Below are 17,775 nucleotides of genomic sequence, written 5' to 3' on the forward strand. Positions count from 1 at the left end.
CGAATCCCCTACCAGAATCCCCCGCACGCTAACCACAAGCGCGCAACGGCTCCGCTTTCGCTTCGTCCCCCTCCCAAGGAAAAACCGCCCTTGGGGCTCTGCTTCGCTCGTTGCTTTCTGAGAAGAAACCCACTTCTCAGAATAAAAAGATTGCAACGGCTCCGCTTTCGCTTCGTCCCCCTCCCAAGGGAAAACCGCCCTTGGGAGGGGGACTATCACAAGTGCCTATCTGTGTGCATAGAGTGTTGTATGTTCGTGATTTTATACTTCTGAAAGGAGTATTGCACATGGAGCTTACTGGTTCACATTGGATCTATTTGATTGGAACATGTGTCATTATTGTAACGATGCTTTGTCGGCAAAATGTAGTTGTTCCTGCTATTCTGATGACGTTTTTCGTTGGATGGCTGTATAGTGGTTCCTTTGTTTTTGGGTTACAAACCATTTTCCAAGCTAGTTTAACTGCCGCAGCAGAGCTATTTAATATATTTCTCATTATCGCGATAATGACAGCCCTTCTTCATTCTTTAAAGGAAATTGGGACAGATGAACAAATGATTGCTCCATTTCAAAAAGTAATGAAAAATGGCCATTTATCTTATTGGCTGCTCGCTATCGTGACGTTTTTGATTTCGTTATTTTTCTGGCCTACACCAGCCGTACCGTTAGTTGGAGCGATTCTAATACCTGTTGCCATTAAAGCAGGACTTCCGCCTGTTGGTGCCGGGGTGGCGATTGCTTTAGCAGGGCAAGGAATGGCGCTATCATCGGACTATGTGATAAAAATTGCACCGATGCTTACCGCTACCTCTGCCAATATTAGTGTAGGTGAAGTCGCGGATCGGGCACTTCTTTTATCATTAGTTACAGGAACTGTTGCCATATCGCTGGCTTACTTCATGATTCGGAAATTGATCAAGTATCCTTCTCAAAAACATTTAACGGCATGGGAAGATCTCGGCGAAGATGAAGATGAGCTGATTGACAAAGAAAAACAACGCCTGACTCGAAACACGAGGCATAGTAAATTGTTTGCTGTTCTTGTGCCACTTAGCTTTTTAACGATTGTCGTTTATATGGTGCTTGCCCAGTTTTCTGCTTCAATTACTACTCTAGAAGGCGGAACTGGCGCTGCATTAATCGGTGGAACAGCCGTTCTTCTTTTAATCGCCGCTTCATCAGTCTATCAGTTTAAAAAAACATTCTCTAATGTTAGTAACCATCTAGTGAAAGGTTTCCTCTTCGCATTTAGAGCGATGGGACCTGTTATTCCTATTGCCGGCTTTTTCTTCATTGGCAGTGAGGAGCTTTCTGCTAAGGTGTTTAGTGTAGAAAACCCTGAAAACGCTCCTTCATTCCTATTTGACCTTGTTCAAGCTGGCCAGCAAATTATTCCTGAAAGCGCGTTCTTAGCAGCCTTCGGAATCCTGATAATTGGAATGGTGACAGGGTTAGATGGTTCTGGCTTCTCGGGGCTTCCTCTAGTCGGGTCACTTGCTGGGGCATTAAGCGAAACGGTTGGTGTTGATGCAGCCACTCTCGCTGCAATTGGGCAAATGGGCTCCATTTGGGTAGGAGGCGGAACATTAATTGCTTGGTCTTCACTCGTTGCAGTTGCGGGTTTTGCCAAAGTACCTGTTATGGACCTTGTGCGTAAATGCTTTTTACCCGTCATCTTAGGTTTAGTGATCGCTACCTGCTTTGCGCTACTATTTTTATAATAAATAAGAGGTGCCCACTGCAATTAGCTTAAATGGGCACCCCTTCGTCTATTCACTTCAAAACATGATCATTAAAAAATGCCGTGTATTCTTCATTTGATGCAGCGCCAACGATTCTTTCCTTTTCCTCACCGTTTTCAAAATGAATAAGGGTTGGTGTTGAATCAATGTTATAGTCACTCCAGCCAGCTTCAAATTCTAGAACATTATACTGAACTAAATCAACACCTACTTCTTCTGCTAAAGGAACAAGGCGCGGTGTAGCTTCCTTACAGTATGGACACGTCGAGCTGTAAAAATAAACTGTTACGTCATCCCCTTGTGACAGCCTTTCTGATAATTCATCTGGAAGAATCACATTTTGATAGTTTGGATCGTCTAACAGATCCGTAGTCGCACTATGTAACTTATCCTTTCCGAATGGATTGCCTTCTGCTTTTTTTGTTTGTTGAACATTGGAGACAACAGCAAGACTTATAAATAAAAGAAGGACAATCCCTCCGTAAATGAGTAATTTTTTCATGATAACTCCCTCCTATTAGACTTTAATACTACTAAACTGCATATGAAAATAATGAAAAAGGCAGTGCCTGCTAAAAATGGTATTGTAATAAAACCGAACCAATTAATATATTGTCCCGTACAGGGTACTCGCCCGCAAGAAGGTGCACTTGAGGCAAGAAATGAAAGTTTCTGTATTCCATAATGATAGATCGAAAATAACAATCCGATAAAAGATAGGACACTTGAATAAAGGGCAACCTGTGCATCCTTTTTCACAATTCCTATAAACAGAATAATGACTAGCGGGTACATAAGAATCCGTTGATACCAGCATAATGTACAAGGTTCAAATTGTCGTATTTCAGAAAAATAGAGTGAGCCTAGAGTGGCAATAAAGGACGTGAGCCATGCTAGGTGCAGCGTGTTTTCATTTGATTTATTCATAGATTATGTCCTCTTTCTCTTATTTCCTTAAGACTAAACCTTATTATACTTTAGTCTTACTGTCAGCTTTTTGTCAATTTCGTGAAATTGACAAAAAGGACCACGAAAAGGGGCAAGCCTTCCCATGACCCAAAACCGAGTTAGTTTTCATTCCTACTATAAAAACGGGCAGCTTCGACGATCATTGCACCCATTCGTTCAATGACTGGGGCAATTACACGAGCAACTCCTTCATCTTTTAGCGCTTCAGTCGTAACCTTTCCGACCGATACAGCAACTACCTTGTCAGAAAAACGTTCAATAAGTTGATTTTCAAAACCTTGTTCCTTAGCATAATCAAAGAGAGAACGTACTTGAATCGCCGTTGTAAAACATATTGCATCGACTTCTTCAGAAAGGATTTCACTGCATAACAATTCAATCGTCTCTTTTTCTGGTGCGATATGTTGATAAGGGAGAATTTCGGTAACCTTTGCCCCCTTTTGCTCAAGAAAATCTGTTAGCTTCGGTACGGTCAATCCATGTAATTGAACAAGCACCTGTTTATTTGAGAAATCAAACTTTTCAAGGGAATGCATGAGCCCTTGTGTCGTTCCGTCAATATCAACGGCAACTGATTTTACACCGATTTTTTTTAATACGCCGACCGTTTTATAGCCGCGTGAAGCAACGTTAGCATTTTGAATGACCTCAATAAATCGCTCTTTCAATGTAAGTCTTTCAGCTAGCTCTAACAGGGTCTCAAGTCCAATACCAGTCGTGAAAAGAACCCAATCAAAATCGGTTTGAATTAGCTCTTTAAATTCTGTTTCAATTTGTTTATCTGCCAAATAAACCGTTCCTTGTAAAGGTCTTAAGACAGGAATGCCACCCTGCTTCTCAATAATTGTACTCATTTCCTCTGTCTTTCTAGCACCTGCTATCACGACACGTTTCCCTGTTAATCCGATCCCCATCAAATCACCCTTTTCTCTTATCGTTTACTACATATCATTTTCTTAATGCACGCCAGCTTCGATAATGATGAATCGCGAAGCCACGAAAATATCGATAGCGTTTATAGATGCTTTTTACTTTATCAAGCTCAAGTAGCATAGAAGCTTCCCCGTTATCTAAAAAGGTCAAAAGATTTCCTTCCGTTGTCCAATCAGTCTCAACCGCAATATATATGTTTTTACCTTTTTTGTTAGCATAAACAAGCTCATCTTTTACAATATCAATGATCCCGTCCAAGTTTTCTGCATGATCTCGATAAGCCATTACCGTTGTTGAATCAGCCTGATCAATTAACCATTCAGATAACTTTCCGCTTCCGAAGCGTTTATTAAAATAGACTTCGGAATCAAACCAAAAGGGAATATCAATTCCAAATTCAATGTTTAATTGTCTAGTTGTCTGTTTAAAATCTAAAATGACTTGTTGATATTCTTCTATCGTTGCTCGCCTATTCATGAACCATCGAGGGCATAAGTAGGGCTCCACATCAATATGTAAGCCAGTAAAACGCTGTTCAGTCGTTGACGATTGTTGATACTGCGTTAACCAATTGATTATCGGAATATATTGAACCCTTCCCATTCGATCGACCCAAGTTGGTGAACCATCAAGTGCATGGACATTTATCGACATTTGATTGGCTTTCTCGATAAAGTGTTGATAATGCCCAATCTGGACATTCTGGTTAACTTGAAGATATAAATGAGAAACCCCTTTTTTCTGTAAAAAAACTAACACCTCATCAGGTTGATGAATAATATCCTCAGTATGCCAAACCCATGTCGCTGTTTCGTTTGGTTCGCTTGCGTTTAAATTAAATGGGGTAAGTAGAAAAAGAACTATTGCTAGATGTGTCGTTCCCACTTTATTCCCCTTTCTGATTTTAACATGTAATTCTTCCTGCTTCACTTTTTTAGTATAGAGGAATGCCTCCTATTTGTCTTTCACTTTCATCATTTTCTGTAAATTGTCAGTCCATGCAAATACGCATTAATCATTTTTTTATAGCTATCATCTAAGGAAAGAGAAAGCCCAAACCCCCCATTTCGCTCTAGAGACGCAAAGCCATGCAGCATGCTGCGAATTCCTCTTACTGCATGGAGACTTTCCTCTTCATTTATATCAAATGTTTTTATAATTGCGACAGTTAGCTGAACAATAGCTGCACTCGCCCTTTCAATTTCTTCTACTGTTACATCCGGCGCTAACGTCATTTCATATACTCCTGGATGTTCTCTTGCAAAGGTCAGATAGGCTTTTGCTAATTGATGAACAGCCTCCTCTCTCACAACTCGTCTCGTTGCGTTTTCAATCCGTCTCAATAACTCATTCAATCCATGTAACACAACTTTGTTGCGGACATCCTGTAAACTGGAAATATGATTGTATAAGGATGGAGGTCTCACCCCTAGCTTTTTCGCAAGAGTTGCAATCGTTACACTAGTAGGCCCTTCAGCATCTGCCAATTGAATCGCTGTTTGTACAACAGTAGAATAATCGAGTCCAATTCGAGGTGACATGTAATTTCCCCCTTTACGCCGTTTGGTCGACTTCATCAATTAATTTTTTTAATAAGGTGCAAGGCTGATGGATCATTTTGCCGTGACCACACGCAATATATTCAGGTTGAAGTTGTAAAATTTTACGTGCACTTTCTATCGCCAATTGCTTGTTCCACGTTGCCCATGCAGGAAAAGGGAAAAATGGCTTAAACGTACCCGAAATTGCAAAGCCTCCCCTAGTTTGAAAAGCATCACCTACAATCACGCCTTTAGTACGTACATCTAGAAGTGACATTGAGCCTGGTGTATGGCCTGGTGTTGAAATAATCTGTAATGAGCCAATTCTGTCTCCATCATTTAAATATAAGTCAGGTATCGTCGTAATGCCTTTCGGTAAATCTCCTTTTATTGGAAAATGCTCTCCGGGTTGTATTGAACGATCCCCTCTTAGCAATTTCTCATCTCTCTTTGAAATATAAACAAGAGCATCGGGGAAGGCTTTCTTTACTTTATCTAATGCCCCAACGTGATCTGAATGGCCATGAGTAATCACAATTCGAGTTATCTGCTTTTTTAACATAGCTGATGTTTGGAGAATAGCTTTCACGCTAAAAGGCAGAGCAGCATCAATTAAAGTTAATTCTTTCTCTTCTTCTGCCAGATAACAATTAACTGGAAAGAACCGAGGCATAAAGGATAATTGATACACTGATTTTACTTTTGTTAGCTTCATAAAACACCCCTCCGAACCTTAAACTAATGGTATTAGTTTCACTATAACTAATGTCATTAGTTTTTGTCAATATAAAAGCTTTGCTAATGTTAAGCCCCCTCAAGAACGAATTCCTGAAGAGGACCGATTATTTGCTTGAACACTACTTAGGTTGCCAAAGATACTCTAACACGGAAGCTGGAAGTAAGTTCGTATCAATATTACATTGCTCTGCTTCAAGACCGTACTGCCATACAACATCTCGTCTGCTATCAGGTACTTCTGGTTGAAAGTCTGGGGCATTAGCCTCTGTCGTAATACCTACTTGAGGTTGGTTTGTCCAGATTATCATCTCTTCACCAATCGTCTCTTCCTCCCTAACCGCTTCCTCATACGCAACTCGGACATCGCCATCTTCCGAAAACACACCATAAATAGCAGGTACATAATCTGATGCAGAAATAGTATCATACCAGCCCATTATAAACTGCGAATCAATCGGGTACTCTGGTTCAACATTTGCGAATATTGCAACCCCGTTAGGGACACCTATTTGTTTAGCATATTCGATAGCTACTTTCGCTTCTGCTACTCCTTTCTCGTAGGTTGTTCCATCTATAAAATGATTATAAATAACAAGAATAGAATAACCATTTTGATGAAGGAGTGTTACTTCCTTCTCTGTTAACCCAAACGAAACTTCTTCCTTATCCTCTAAATACCGCCCCCAAAAAGTTGGCTCACCAAAATGATTCCTTACACATGCTGCAAGCTGCTCTGTTGTCCTACTCGCTGAATCAACACCCCACAAGACTTCTTGACTACCTTCACTCTGTTCCTCCTCAGATGAACGCCCCTCTCCATTTGACTCTTGATCATCTTCTGCTTCGTTTTCTTTTGGAGATGAATCGCCTTCTTCGCTTGACTCTTGCTCATCTCCTGCTTCGTTTTCTTGAGGATAATCCTCAAAGATTTCATCCAAATCTATATCACTTGTTGTTTCATGATCGCCCTGAATAACAAATAAATAAAAAGTCGTAGCAGCAACAAGATAAAGGAACCCAATAATGATATATTGGCGCACAATCTCACCCCAATCATAAAGTGAATTCCATTTATCTTATTTGGTGCTGGTATTGATTGTGCAGGCGCTTGTCTTTGCTGTTTTTATAAAAAAATAAGAGTGACTCGAAAAGGTACATTCACCTTTTGAGCACTCCTTCGTACGATTACTTTATCTTTTTCATTCTCTCTTCAATTAACAACAGCTCCTTATCAGCTTCCTCTGATAACAATCGTTCCATTAACGCAGTTATATGGTTCCCTAGCATCATGACGAAAAAAAACAGGAGAAAAAATATAGATACTGCCAAAATGAGAATCATGACTCTCTCCCCTTTCCCCCTTTATAACCAATCTATATCGGGCGAAAGAGAAAAATGCATACTTTTTCCTTAATCCACTCATACTAGCAACAAAGTAAAGCCAAATTGCGAGAGGTGAAGAAATTGTTAAAACTGAGACATGTCATCCTTGTAATTACATTAGCTACGAGTATTGCAGGATGTAGAGCAGATTCTGAAACCGATATTGCACGTGATGCAGAGGCACAGCAGCAATCATCGAAAAATTATTACGGTGTCGCAAGTAACACAGACCAAAATGATGCAAAGAATGACTTACCTTCAGCAGTACAAGTATACGCAGAAAATGCTGGCTATTATTTAAGAAACACCATTAACCAGTTAGAGAGCCTTGCCCCGTATTTAGAAAACAATACGTTAACCGATGAGGAAAGAAAAGAGCTTTATGAAGTCATTTCAAACGTGAAATCGAAAAGCGAGCAATTTTTAGAACAAGAACGCCCTCTTGAATTTGATGCATTTCATGATATTTTAATCAGCATGCTTACAGAGATCGATGCTTTTGAACGGATCCTTAGCGATATGCGAACACCTATCCATCCATTACAAGTAGAAAATGCACGTGTTTATTATGAAAACGCAATTCTAACTCATAAGCAATTAGAAATGGAATACCAATCCTTAGCTGAAGAGTTAGGTTTTTATTAAATCTAAAAAACGGGTTAGCCCTAAAATATGGGTTAACCCGTTTTTATATTAGCGATTATTTGATTCCAATCCATCAATGATTTCAGCAATTGTACCACCAAATGGGATTGGCGCCATTTGATGCTCTAACCTTTTCATACGATTAATTAATTGACGGTTTGTTGTAATCCGTACACGGTTTATATCAACTAAGTTTCGAACTTCATTTTTTACAGAACGATAGAGCTTTTTTCGATCGGATTCACTTGATTCAATCCCAAGTACTACGACTTGACCATCACTAATGACATGAACATCATGAACACTTTCGAGCGATTTTACTCTCTGCTCAATTGTCTCCGTTAGAGAGGCTTGGTGTTGTGCTTTAGCATTCCCTTTTGAACGTAAATAAGGTTCATCACTTCTAATTTGTTTATCTCTAATTGTTCCTGGCCGGTGAGCTTGAATACGAGCCCCTTGACTATTAATTCCTTGGTGATTCATTCCTAGGTTCCGATTATTGATTAAATAGTTAGGATCATTTAAAATTTCTTGTGATTTATCCGTTAATCCTTTAGGTGCTCGATCTGGAACCATTAAGTCCATTAATGGACCTTCCCAATCACGTGCATTTTCGGTTCCATACCCACTAAATCCTTGTGTTCGGTCAGAATTCGCTCCCATTTGTTGTTTTTGTTCGATAACACATCCACTTAAACAACAAACAAAGACAACCATCCAAAGTATATGTTTCATCTCAATCCCTCCTGTGATTAGTTTGATTTATTCTGCGTCTTCTAATTCTGCTCATTTTTAGGAATGGCTTTCATTCATTTCCTTCCAAACTATTGCTAAACTCTTAAGTTTTTTGTCGAACTTGTTCTATTTTTCGCTAATGCTGACTAATTCAACAAAATGTCTTTTCTTCTGCTTTGTTTTGGCTATAATAGCTTTATGTGAAAAGAGGGGCTTATTCAAACTCTCCACGTGAACGCTTAAATTAAGTCGTGTTTCTTTTCCAATTTTTATACTGGAGTGTAAGAATATGTTACTAACGGAAATTGAGTTAAAAAGAAGACAGATGTTACATTTTGCCAAAAAGTATGGATTCACCTCGGAAAAAACAGTGCAATGTAGCCAGGAATTGGATCTACTATTAAACCTTGTACAATTTCACCCACCTCATTTAAACATGAATAAATAAAATAATAAGAGAAAGTGTGCCGAAACCATTGCATTCAGTGCAAACTTTTGTTAAGGTAGACACACAATATCGTATAATCTTTACTTCAAACGTTGAAGTGAGGGTAGAGGTGCAAATGCCATGAGTAAGGCGTGGAAGGGTATGAGCTCTAATGACACGTACTAAAAGGGGAATTTGCCGAAGCTAAAGAATGCTCATACGTTTCTTTAGCTGGGACTGTACTAAATAAGTGCAGTACTGTCATATAGCAAAGGCTATATGGAGGGCTATCTCACGCATTGGAATGATTGTGTGTGCACAACATTGCCATGCAGCAATGAGTCCCTCATTGTTGCTTTTTTTTGTGTTAAGCCGAAGCTAGCCCACTACGGATAAAAATTTTTAGGGAATTGAGGGTGAGTGAGATGAATTTCGGACGAATTGTGACAGCAATGGTGACACCTTTCGATCAAAATGGACAAGTGGACGTGGAAGCTACAAAAAAACTAGTTCACCATCTTATTACTAATGGAACGGATGCAATTGTTGTAGCGGGAACAACAGGAGAATCTCCGACGCTTTCAACAGAAGAAAAAATACTTATAATCAAAACAACGGTTGAAGCAGCAAATGGAAAAATCCCAATTATTGCTGGTACTGGCTCAAATAATACTCAAGCTTCAATTGAATTGACAAAGCAGGCTGAGGAATTGGGCGTAGATGGGATTATGCTTGTAACACCTTATTATAATAAACCTTCACAGGAAGGGCTGTATCAACATTTTAAGGTCATCGCTGAATCCACAAAGCTACCTGTAATGCTTTACAATATTCCAGGACGTTCGGCTGTTAACTTGGATGTTGAAACAACACTTCGCTTAACAGAAATTTCGAATATTGTTGCGATTAAGGAAGCAAGTGGTGATTTAGAAGCAATGGCGACAATTATTGAACATACACCAGAGGATTTCTCACTATATAGTGGCGATGATAGCTTAACGTTACCGATATTATCAATTGGAGGAATTGGTGTCGTATCAGTTGCTTCTCATATTGTCGGTAATGAAATGCAGCAAATGGTACGTAACTATCTCGGTGGTCAGGTTCAAGCTGCCGCTATGCAACATCGTCAGTTATTGCCAATAATGAAAGCTTTATTCAAAGCACCAAACCCTACACCGGTCAAAGCTGCTCTTGAAATGAAGGGACTTGAGGTTGGTTCTGTTCGCTTACCTCTTATTCCACTAACACTTGAACAACAGCAACAGTTACAATCAGTGATTCAACCTTCAATCAATTATTTTGTCAGCTAATCTGTAATAGACGAGTTTCATGCTCGTCTATTTTTTGTTTAAGAAAAGCATGCAGCCATTTGGCTACATGCTTTTTTCTTGTAAAGGGGCTGCTGTTTTTAACCATGTTCGTTCGATATAGCCGGTTCCTAACAATACGCCCGATATAATGAATAAAAAGCTTAAAAATTGATACCAGTGAACCGTTTCCCCAAGAAAAACAGCCGCACTTAGTAATCCAAAAAGTGGAACTAAATTATTAAAAACTGCGGCTTGACCTGCCCCTATTTTTTGAATCGCAAAGTTAAAGGCATATTGTCCCCCGGCAGTTGCGATAATTGACGAGATGAAAAAAACTACATAAATGAATGGAGGTGCTCCTACCATTTCAGATAGCCCCTGTGGCTCAAGAAATAAGCTAAGCAGCAGTAAAGAGAATGAACCGAACACGAGCATCATTCCTGTTACCTGTTTTGAATCCAATGTATGTGTAGCTTTTTTTATGTAAATAATCCCAAGAGCTTGAGCAAGCATAGCAATAAAAATAAACAGTTCCCCTTTATGAATCACAAGTGTCCCAGAGCCACCTTGAACGAGTAAAACACCAAAAAAGGCTAACACAATTCCTAGTAGACGCCATTTTGTCAAACGGTCTCCTAAAAATATAATCGCAAATATGGATGTTGTAATCGGAACCAAAGCCAAGATTAAGGCAGTGTTCGACGCATTTGTTAACGTTAAACCATGTGCTAAAAAATAATGATGAATGACGACACCAAATAATGCACCTAGTAACGTGTTTCTCCATTCTAGCTTTGTTAAAGTTCTAAAGGATTTAGTATAATAGGCAATTCCAAGTAAGGCTATGCCTGCAAACAAAATCCGGAAAGATGTCATCGTTGAAGGTGGCAGGGCCTCAACAAGCACCTTTAACATTACAACATTAACTCCCCATGTTGCCATCGCAGAAAATGCGATAATATAGACCCCTATATGGGCTTGTTTATTCACTTTAACAACTTCCTTCCTTTATTTCTCCTCTTCCCTTGTTTAGTTTATCATTTTCCGGAATAAGGTTCACGACTTTTTCGTTACTCGAAATATAATATCATCAATAGGGTGCTAACAGAGGAATTTCCCCTGCAACACCCATATCGCTTACGAACTTAATTCATCAAAAATTGGTTTCTCAAATAATCCTCTAGGGAAATTCGTCAATGTTTCTACACCCTTTTCCGTAATTCTGATGGATTCAGTAATTTCTACTCCGTAATCGTCATACCATATACCAGGCATTAAATGAAACGTCATGTTTGGCTTTAAAATGGTTTTGTCACCTTCTCGAAAGCTTACTGTGTGCTCCCCCCAATCTGGAGGGAAGCTTAATCCAATTGAGTACCCGAGGCGTGACTTTTTATGATGACCATATTTTGCAATCGCTTGACTCCACGTACGTTCTACTTGCTCCGCAGTGAGTCCTGGACGAATAACAGCGAGTGTTTCTTCAATCCCTTCTTGGACGACTTTGGCCAACTCCTTCACATTGTAAGGAGCCTTCCCGATAGCCATCGTTCGTGCCATAGGTGTATGATAACGTTTATATGCTCCGGCAATCTCAAGTGTTAAATACGTCCCTTCTTTATACGTTTCATCCGTCCATGTTAAATGTGGACAAGCTGTATTATCATTCGCTGGAATCATTGGAACAATTGACGTATAGTCTCCTCCAAATTCCTTCGTTCCTTTGATTTGTGCATGATAAATTGCTGCTGCAACATCACATTCACGTTTTCCAACATCAGCCTCATTATAAGCAGCCTCCATCGCCTTTCCGACGATAATCCCTGCCCTTTTCATATATTCAATTTCACGGTCTGATTTAATGACACGCACCCAATTAACAAGACTTGATGCATCTTTAAATATTGCATTCGGTAATCCTGCTTGAAGATGCTGAAAACATTTTGCCGTAAAGTAGTGAGCATCCATCTCTAGTCCTATTCGTCTAGCCCCTTGCCCAATTTCAGTTAAAATGTTTGCGATAAAATCATTTGGGTGCCTTTCAATTGATTGAACATAATGATCAGGGTACGCAATAATATGCTGTTCGTCTAACCATGTCGTTTTAGCAACTGCACTTGCATCCATCTGACGTCCAATCCAAATCGGCTGATCATCCTCAAGTGTTACGATCATAGCCTGGATAACGTAAAAACTCCATGCTGAGTAGCCTGTTAAATAGTACATATTTGAGGGGTTTGATATTAACAAAACATCCACTCCAAGATCGACCATTCGCTTCTTCGTTTCAGTTAAACGCGTCCGATACTCAACTAACGGAAACACTAGTCTCACCCTCTTTCATTAAGCCTATAATGCAGGCTATTTCTTATTTAATTGAATCGCAACAACTCTTTGCTCTGTCATCTCTTCAATCGCATACCGAATGCCTTCTCGGCCTAAACCGGAGCCTTTAATACCACCAAATGGCATTGCATCAATTCTTACATCACTACTATCATTAACCATGACTCCACCTACTTCAAGGCGATGAATCGCTTCAAAGGCGTGCTCTAAATCAGCCGTAAATATACCAGCCTGTAATCCGTAGTCAACATTATTCGCTCGTTCAATTGCATCATCAAGTGTTTCGACAGGCTCAATTATAACAACTGGCCCAAACACTTCTTCTTTCGCAATCATTGCCGATTCTGGAACCTTTGTAAGAATCGTAGGTTGAATAAATGTTCCTTCCCGTTTACCACCTGTCACTATTTCAGCACCTGAAACTGCTGCCTCTTGAATCCACTTTTCAACACGCTTTGCTTCCTTTATTGAAATCATTGGTCCGACATCGGTCGTTTCTAATGCTTTGTTCCCAACCTTAAGCTGTTTCGTTTTCTGTACAAACTGTTTAAGAAATGTCGAGTATATTGAAGCTTGAATGTATAGCCGCTGAACACTTAAGCAATTTTGTCCGGCTACGCCAAACGCACCTGATACTGTTGAATCAACAGCTTCTTCCACATTGGCATCTTCTAGTACGATGGTCGGTGAATTCGATCCAAGCTCCATTCCGACTTTCTTCACACCGGCTTTACGGATGATTGATTGACCGGTTTCATAGCCACCAGTAAATGAAATAAATCGTACATCCTTATGAGTAATTAACGGATCACAAACTTCTGAACCATAACCTGTTATAACAGAAAGAATTTTATCTGGCAGCCCCGCCTTCTCAAATGCTTCTGCCAAACGAAGTGCACTAAGCGGAGTCAATGTTGCCGGTTTAACAATTACCGCATTTCCAGAGGCAATTGCTGGCCCAATTTTATGAGCTACAAGATTTAAAGGATCATTAAAAGGTGTAATTGCGGCAACAACTCCAACTGGGAAACGGTACACATATCCTATTCTACGTTCATGGCCAGGCATTTGTGAAAACGGAATCATTTCTCCCTCAATTCTTCTCGCTTCTTCTGCACTGATTCTTAACGTCTCAATACAGCGCGTCACTTCTTTCCGTGCTTCCCGAATCGTTTTACTCCCCTCTTGAGAAATCGTCGTAGCAAATAGATGCTGGCGGTGTTCAATCCAATCCGCAGCGCCGCGAAGAATTTTCATCCTTTCATGTACAGGTAAGTTCGCTGAAATTTTCGCTCCTTCCTTTGCACGTTCAATGGCATGATCAACATCATGAATCGAGGCTGAAGGAACCGTTGCTATCACTTCACCTGTTCCCGGGTCATGGACTTCAATCGTCTTCCCTCGTTCTTCCCATTTTCCACCGATTAACATACGTTCCTGAACGATTTGTTTACTCATGACCTTCACCCCTTTTGATGATTATATTTGCTTTCTCTCTAGTTGAATTAAATCAATCAACACGGCAAACCCAGTTTCTTTTATACCAGCGCCTGCACCTACAAGCGTGATGGGACCAGATAAATCACACGTATACGTAATCGCATTTGTTGCACCGCCTATACCCGCAAGTGGGTCACTTAAATCAAGCTTCTCGGGCTTTACTGAAGCTTTTAGTCCACTTTCTGTTTGTTCAAGTCTTCCGATTAGCTTCCAGCGCTTTCCTTCTTTCTTGGCCGCCTCTATTTCTTTAATAGAGATCGATGAAATCCCTTTTAATTCTACGTCCTCTCGTTTTAAAGGCATGCCAAGAACGACCTCAGACAAAATCAACACTTTGTAAAGGACATCATATCCTTCCACATCGCTAGTTGGATCTGCTTCGGCATATCCAAGCTCTTGTGCCTCCTTTAAGACGTCATCATAATCAAGACCTTCCTCTTCCATTTTCGTAAGCATATAATTAGTTGTTCCGTTAAGAATACCTTTGATTGATGTGATGTCATTTCCAGCCAATGTTGCTAATGGGAGTCGTAATGCAGGGGTCCCGCTCATGACTGCTCCTTCAAATAACCATCTTACCCCATTTTCTTTCGCTTGCTCTGCTAATTCTTTATGAGCTAAGGCAACTGGACCTTTGTTTGTCATCACAACATGTTTTCCATGCTTAAATGCTTCCTGACAATGTGAAATGGCAGGCTGACCCGTTTTGATATCAGTAAACGTCATTTCCACAATGGTTTTTGCGTTTGTTTTTTGAATCGTTTCTTCACTTGACCAACCTCTCACTAACCCCAACTGGTCAGGATAATAATCTAAACTTCCTGTCTTCTCGATCGCTTCAATTACACGATCGAGGTCTAAACCTTCTGGGTGATGGAGTGAGCCCTTATATAAATCTGAAATCGAAACAACCACAAATTCGCAGCCATACGTCTCTTTTAATCGTTGGTGCTTTTCTCTTAAAATATGAACCAGTCCCTGACCGACACCGCCAAAGCCTAATAATGCTAATTTATGTGCCATATGATAGCCCTCCTTTAGCGAATGATGTTAACACTGTATGCACAAGAATCTGCGTACCAATTTCTAACGCACGTTCATCAATATCAAATGTCGGTTGATGCAAATGACAAATCTTATCTACCTTTTTTGCACCTAAAAACAGCATTGCACCTGGTATTTGTTTCGTCATATGGCTAAAATCCTCGCCACCCATGCCATATGGCTTATTTAGACATTTTGTCGTTGGATAACGATGTTTAATCGCCTCTCTCAATATCGACGTGACAGCTGGATTATTATATAAAGCTGGTTCACCTTTATGAACATGAAGCTCTGTCGTCCCTCCTAATGAATCAACGGTGGCTATTGCCGTACGGAGCTCCTTCTCCAATTGCTGCCGTGCCTCTTCGGAATAGGTTCTCATTGTTCCTTTAAGCTTGACTGAGTCAGGAATGACATTTGTTTGGGCACCGCCTTTAATCATTCCAATGCTAAGAACTGAGGGCTCGAGGGGAGAAAGCCGACGATTACAAAGACTATATAGCGTAGGTAACAGTATCGATGTGAGCCAAATAGGGTCTGCGGTTTGGTCTGGATATGCTCCGTGACCCCCAGTCCCTCGAATGATAGCAGTAAAGGTATCCACATTGGCCATCGCAAGCCCCTCACAAAGCTTTACTTTCCCAACGGATAGCTCAGGATCTAAATGAAGCGCTACAACCGCTTCAACGTCTGATAGGACTCCAGCCTCTATCATATATTGAGCGCCGGATTTTCCGTGGTCATCCTCCGTTTCCTCGGCAGGTTGAAAAATACATTTTACTTTTCCTGATAGGGGGGTTTGTTGGTTTATCGTTGCTAGTACTTGAACTGCGCCTAATAGCATCGCTGTATGCCCATCATGACCACATGCATGCATGACACCCTCATGGCATGATTGATAGGAAACGTTGGTCGTTTCTTTAATCGGTAAAGCATCTATATCCGCACGAAGCCCGATAACAGGTCCATCGCCCTCTCCAACGGTCGCGATAACTCCAGTCGATAATCCTATTTTTTCTCGCCCGAATTCCACCTTCACTCCAGGCATTTGTTTGAGCTCTTCAATGATAAATTTCGTCGTCTCAAATTCTTTGAAACTAAGTTCAGGGTAGCGATGGAGATGACGTCTCCACCGCGATAGCTCTTCTTGGACTGTTGCTTTCTTTTCAGACAAGGCGCTCACCTCATTCTTTAATTGCGGCTAATGCTTGCTCCAAGTCAGCAATTAAGTCGTCTCCATCCTCAATTCCAGCTGAATAGCGTACAAGCCCTTCTGGAATACCTAAAGCCGCACGCTCCTCGGGTGTGTTTTCAACATGGCTCGTCGTTCTAGCTGGACCAACCGTCGTTTCAACTGCTCCTAGATTGGCTGCACGATGAGCATAGTTTAAACGAGGTAAAAACTGGCGAACCGCATCCAATTCTCCCTTTAATGAAAAGCTAAGCATTCCTCCAAATCCACGCATTTGTCTTTTTGCAATGTCATGATGATGATGTGTTGATAATCCTGGATAGAAGACTTTATCAATCTTTTCATGGGTTTGTAAAAATTCAGCCACCTTTTGAGCATTTTTTTGTTGCTTTTCAATACGGAGTTTTAATGTTTTCATCCCACGTAAAAGCAAATAAGCGGCCATTGGATCCAACGTTGCCCCATTGATTTCACGATAATGGTAAATGGCATCAACAAGTTTTTTCTCACCACATACAACACCACCTAATGCATCAGCATGACCGCCTAAAAACTTTGTAGCACTATGAATCACTAAATCCGCTCCTTGAAAAAGCGGGTTTTGATTAATTGGTGTTGCAAATGTATTATCAACGAAAACAAGAGCATCCTGCTCCTTAGCCTTTGTGCTAATTCGCTTCATATCTGTAATCTTGACGGTTGGATTGGTTGGTGTTTCTAAATAAACGAGAGTACAGCCCTTTTCAATTGCTTTTTCCATTTCTTCATGATTTCCCGTCTCTATTAATTCGACATTTATATTCAGACGTGGAAGAAATTCCGAGAATATTTTATTCGTACCGCCATACGTATCTTTTATAGAGATAACACGGTCTCCCGGCTTTAGTACGGTTAATAAGGAATTTGAGATTGCAGCCATACCTGTTGAAAAGCTCGTTGCAGCCTCTGCACCTTCCAACTCTTTTACTTTATCTTCGAAAGCCTGAACCGTCGGATTCGTGTTCCGACCATAAATATGTCCTTTGCGCTTACCAATTGCGACTTCATACCATTCATCTACATCGTCATAGCCAAATCCGACACTATGAACAACTGGTACTTGAGTTGCACCATGAGCTAAGTAATCCTTCTCTCCAGACCATACTGCCTTTGTTGCCTGTTGAATGTTTTTCTTGTTTGTCATGTTGCCACCCCTTTCACTTGTTACTAACATCGTACGCAAGTTTAAGAAAACATTCATTCACCATTTTGTATGAAATTTCACCAC

19 protein-coding genes and 1 riboswitch are annotated in these 17,775 nt (G+C 40.4%); of the genes, 4 read left to right on the top strand and 15 right to left on the bottom strand.

Annotated elements, in window-relative coordinates:
- The first annotated feature begins 287 nt into the window (after window positions 1–287).
- Window positions 288–1,721, top strand: coding sequence for a hypothetical protein (locus tag B1R93_RS00925; RefSeq protein ID WP_088102118.1), 1,434 nt, complete (start codon window positions 288–290; stop codon window positions 1,719–1,721).
- A gap of 52 nt (window positions 1,722–1,773) precedes the next feature.
- Here B1R93_RS00925 and B1R93_RS00930 read toward each other — a convergent pair whose 3' ends face one another.
- The 8 genes from B1R93_RS00930 to B1R93_RS22855 all read right to left on the bottom strand — a co-directional run bounded on the left by B1R93_RS00930 (window position 1,774) and on the right by B1R93_RS22855 (window position 7,264).
- Window positions 1,774–2,244 carry a thioredoxin family protein gene (locus B1R93_RS00930; RefSeq protein WP_088102119.1) on the bottom strand — a complete coding sequence of 157 codons (471 nt, stop codon included), beginning with the start codon at window positions 2,242–2,244 and terminating at the stop codon, window positions 1,774–1,776.
- Window positions 2,241–2,669, bottom strand: a complete 429-nt coding sequence (locus B1R93_RS00935; RefSeq protein ID WP_088102120.1) for a disulfide oxidoreductase — start codon at window positions 2,667–2,669, stop codon at window positions 2,241–2,243. Before B1R93_RS00935 ends, B1R93_RS00930 begins: the two co-directional genes overlap by 4 nt.
- A 140-nt stretch (window positions 2,670–2,809) precedes the next feature.
- Window positions 2,810–3,625: a uroporphyrinogen-III synthase gene (locus B1R93_RS00940; protein ID WP_088102121.1), complete on the bottom strand. Its 816-nt coding sequence runs from the start codon at window positions 3,623–3,625 to the stop codon at window positions 2,810–2,812.
- Between the two features lie 34 nt (window positions 3,626–3,659).
- Complete coding sequence (locus tag B1R93_RS00945) at window positions 3,660–4,529, bottom strand: amidase (protein WP_133058591.1); 870 nt, start codon at window positions 4,527–4,529, stop codon at window positions 3,660–3,662.
- Window positions 4,530–4,618: 89 nt separating this feature from the next.
- Entirely contained in the window at window positions 4,619–5,185 is a 567-nt protein-coding gene (locus B1R93_RS00950; protein WP_088102123.1) for a TetR/AcrR family transcriptional regulator, read from the bottom strand.
- A gap of 13 nt (window positions 5,186–5,198) precedes the next feature.
- Window positions 5,199–5,900, bottom strand: coding sequence for an MBL fold metallo-hydrolase (locus tag B1R93_RS00955; protein ID WP_088102124.1), 702 nt, complete (start codon window positions 5,898–5,900; stop codon window positions 5,199–5,201).
- A gap of 142 nt (window positions 5,901–6,042) precedes the next feature.
- Window positions 6,043–6,963 (bottom strand): glycoside hydrolase domain-containing protein, encoded by a 921-nt coding sequence (locus B1R93_RS00960; protein WP_245308160.1) that lies wholly within the window; start codon window positions 6,961–6,963, stop codon window positions 6,043–6,045.
- 145 nt (window positions 6,964–7,108) lie between these two features.
- A complete protein-coding gene (locus B1R93_RS22855) occupies window positions 7,109–7,264 on the bottom strand; it encodes a hypothetical protein (RefSeq protein ID WP_165763696.1) in 156 nt (51 codons plus the stop codon).
- Between the two features lie 123 nt (window positions 7,265–7,387).
- Between B1R93_RS22855 and B1R93_RS00965 the strand changes: the two genes are divergently transcribed.
- Complete coding sequence (locus B1R93_RS00965) at window positions 7,388–7,951, top strand: hypothetical protein (protein ID WP_088102126.1); 564 nt, start codon at window positions 7,388–7,390, stop codon at window positions 7,949–7,951.
- 48 nt (window positions 7,952–7,999) lie between these two features.
- Here B1R93_RS00965 and B1R93_RS00970 read toward each other — a convergent pair whose 3' ends face one another.
- Window positions 8,000–8,686, bottom strand: coding sequence for a YhcN/YlaJ family sporulation lipoprotein (locus tag B1R93_RS00970; protein WP_088102127.1), 687 nt, complete (start codon window positions 8,684–8,686; stop codon window positions 8,000–8,002).
- Window positions 8,687–8,975: 289 nt separating this feature from the next.
- On the opposite strand from B1R93_RS00970, the gene B1R93_RS00975 reads away from it, so the two are divergent.
- Both B1R93_RS00975 and dapA read left to right on the top strand, forming a co-directional pair.
- Window positions 8,976–9,134, top strand: a complete 159-nt coding sequence (locus B1R93_RS00975; protein ID WP_088102128.1) for an aspartyl-phosphate phosphatase Spo0E family protein — start codon at window positions 8,976–8,978, stop codon at window positions 9,132–9,134.
- Window positions 9,135–9,230: 96 nt separating this feature from the next.
- A riboswitch (Lysine riboswitch) is annotated at window positions 9,231–9,411 on the top strand.
- 127 nt (window positions 9,412–9,538) lie between these two features.
- Window positions 9,539–10,426, top strand: a complete 888-nt coding sequence (gene dapA / locus B1R93_RS00980; protein ID WP_088102129.1) for a 4-hydroxy-tetrahydrodipicolinate synthase — start codon at window positions 9,539–9,541, stop codon at window positions 10,424–10,426.
- 63 nt (window positions 10,427–10,489) lie between these two features.
- Here dapA and B1R93_RS00985 read toward each other — a convergent pair whose 3' ends face one another.
- The 6 genes from B1R93_RS00985 to B1R93_RS01010 form a co-directional block, all read right to left on the bottom strand.
- A complete protein-coding gene (locus B1R93_RS00985; RefSeq protein WP_245308161.1) occupies window positions 10,490–11,416 on the bottom strand; it encodes a DMT family transporter in 927 nt (308 codons plus the stop codon).
- A gap of 147 nt (window positions 11,417–11,563) precedes the next feature.
- Complete coding sequence (locus B1R93_RS00990) at window positions 11,564–12,751, bottom strand: M24 family metallopeptidase (RefSeq protein WP_088102130.1); 1,188 nt, start codon at window positions 12,749–12,751, stop codon at window positions 11,564–11,566.
- Between the two features lie 36 nt (window positions 12,752–12,787).
- The gene (locus B1R93_RS00995) at window positions 12,788–14,230 is read right to left on the bottom strand and encodes an aldehyde dehydrogenase family protein (protein WP_088102131.1); all 1,443 of its coding nucleotides are present in this window, start codon (window positions 14,228–14,230) and stop codon (window positions 12,788–12,790) included.
- A 21-nt stretch (window positions 14,231–14,251) separates the two neighbouring features.
- A complete protein-coding gene (locus B1R93_RS01000) occupies window positions 14,252–15,295 on the bottom strand; it encodes a homoserine dehydrogenase (protein WP_088102132.1) in 1,044 nt (347 codons plus the stop codon).
- Window positions 15,285–16,499 carry a M20 metallopeptidase family protein gene (locus B1R93_RS01005; protein ID WP_088102133.1) on the bottom strand — a complete coding sequence of 405 codons (1,215 nt, stop codon included), beginning with the start codon at window positions 16,497–16,499 and terminating at the stop codon, window positions 15,285–15,287. The genes B1R93_RS01000 and B1R93_RS01005 overlap by 11 nt, the downstream gene beginning before the upstream one ends.
- A 1-nt stretch (window position 16,500) precedes the next feature.
- On the bottom strand, window positions 16,501–17,691 hold the full coding sequence (locus B1R93_RS01010; protein WP_088102134.1) for a cystathionine gamma-synthase family protein: 1,191 nt from the start codon (window positions 17,689–17,691) through the stop codon (window positions 16,501–16,503).
- Between the last annotated feature and the right edge of the window lie 84 nt (window positions 17,692–17,775).

Origin of the sequence: Halalkalibacter urbisdiaboli, assembly GCF_002156385.1 — a bacterium.
Lineage (GTDB): Bacteria > Bacillota > Bacilli > Bacillales > Bacillaceae_D > Halalkalibacter_A > Halalkalibacter_A urbisdiaboli.

Excerpts from the sequence above, each read along its gene's own strand:
- B1R93_RS00925 (WP_088102118.1), top strand. The coding sequence starts at position 288 with ATGGAGCTTACTGGTTCACATTGGATCTATTTGATTGGAACATGTGTC.
- dapA (WP_088102129.1), top strand. The coding sequence starts at position 9,539 with ATGAATTTCGGACGAATTGTGACAGCAATGGTGACACCTTTCGATCAA.
- B1R93_RS00975 (WP_088102128.1), top strand. The coding sequence starts at position 8,976 with ATGTTACTAACGGAAATTGAGTTAAAAAGAAGACAGATGTTACATTTT.
- B1R93_RS00995 (WP_088102131.1), bottom strand. The coding sequence starts at position 14,230 with ATGAGTAAACAAATCGTTCAGGAACGTATGTTAATCGGTGGAAAATGG.
- B1R93_RS00935 (WP_088102120.1), bottom strand. The coding sequence starts at position 2,669 with ATGAATAAATCAAATGAAAACACGCTGCACCTAGCATGGCTCACGTCC.
- B1R93_RS00940 (WP_088102121.1), bottom strand. The coding sequence starts at position 3,625 with ATGGGGATCGGATTAACAGGGAAACGTGTCGTGATAGCAGGTGCTAGA.
- B1R93_RS00955 (WP_088102124.1), bottom strand. The coding sequence starts at position 5,900 with ATGAAGCTAACAAAAGTAAAATCAGTGTATCAATTATCCTTTATGCCT.
- B1R93_RS00930 (WP_088102119.1), bottom strand. The coding sequence starts at position 2,244 with ATGAAAAAATTACTCATTTACGGAGGGATTGTCCTTCTTTTATTTATA.
- B1R93_RS00950 (WP_088102123.1), bottom strand. The coding sequence starts at position 5,185 with ATGTCACCTCGAATTGGACTCGATTATTCTACTGTTGTACAAACAGCG.
- B1R93_RS22855 (WP_165763696.1), bottom strand. The coding sequence starts at position 7,264 with ATGATTCTCATTTTGGCAGTATCTATATTTTTTCTCCTGTTTTTTTTC.
- B1R93_RS00970 (WP_088102127.1), bottom strand. The coding sequence starts at position 8,686 with ATGAAACATATACTTTGGATGGTTGTCTTTGTTTGTTGTTTAAGTGGA.
- B1R93_RS01000 (WP_088102132.1), bottom strand. The coding sequence starts at position 15,295 with ATGGCACATAAATTAGCATTATTAGGCTTTGGCGGTGTCGGTCAGGGA.
- B1R93_RS01010 (WP_088102134.1), bottom strand. The coding sequence starts at position 17,691 with ATGACAAACAAGAAAAACATTCAACAGGCAACAAAGGCAGTATGGTCT.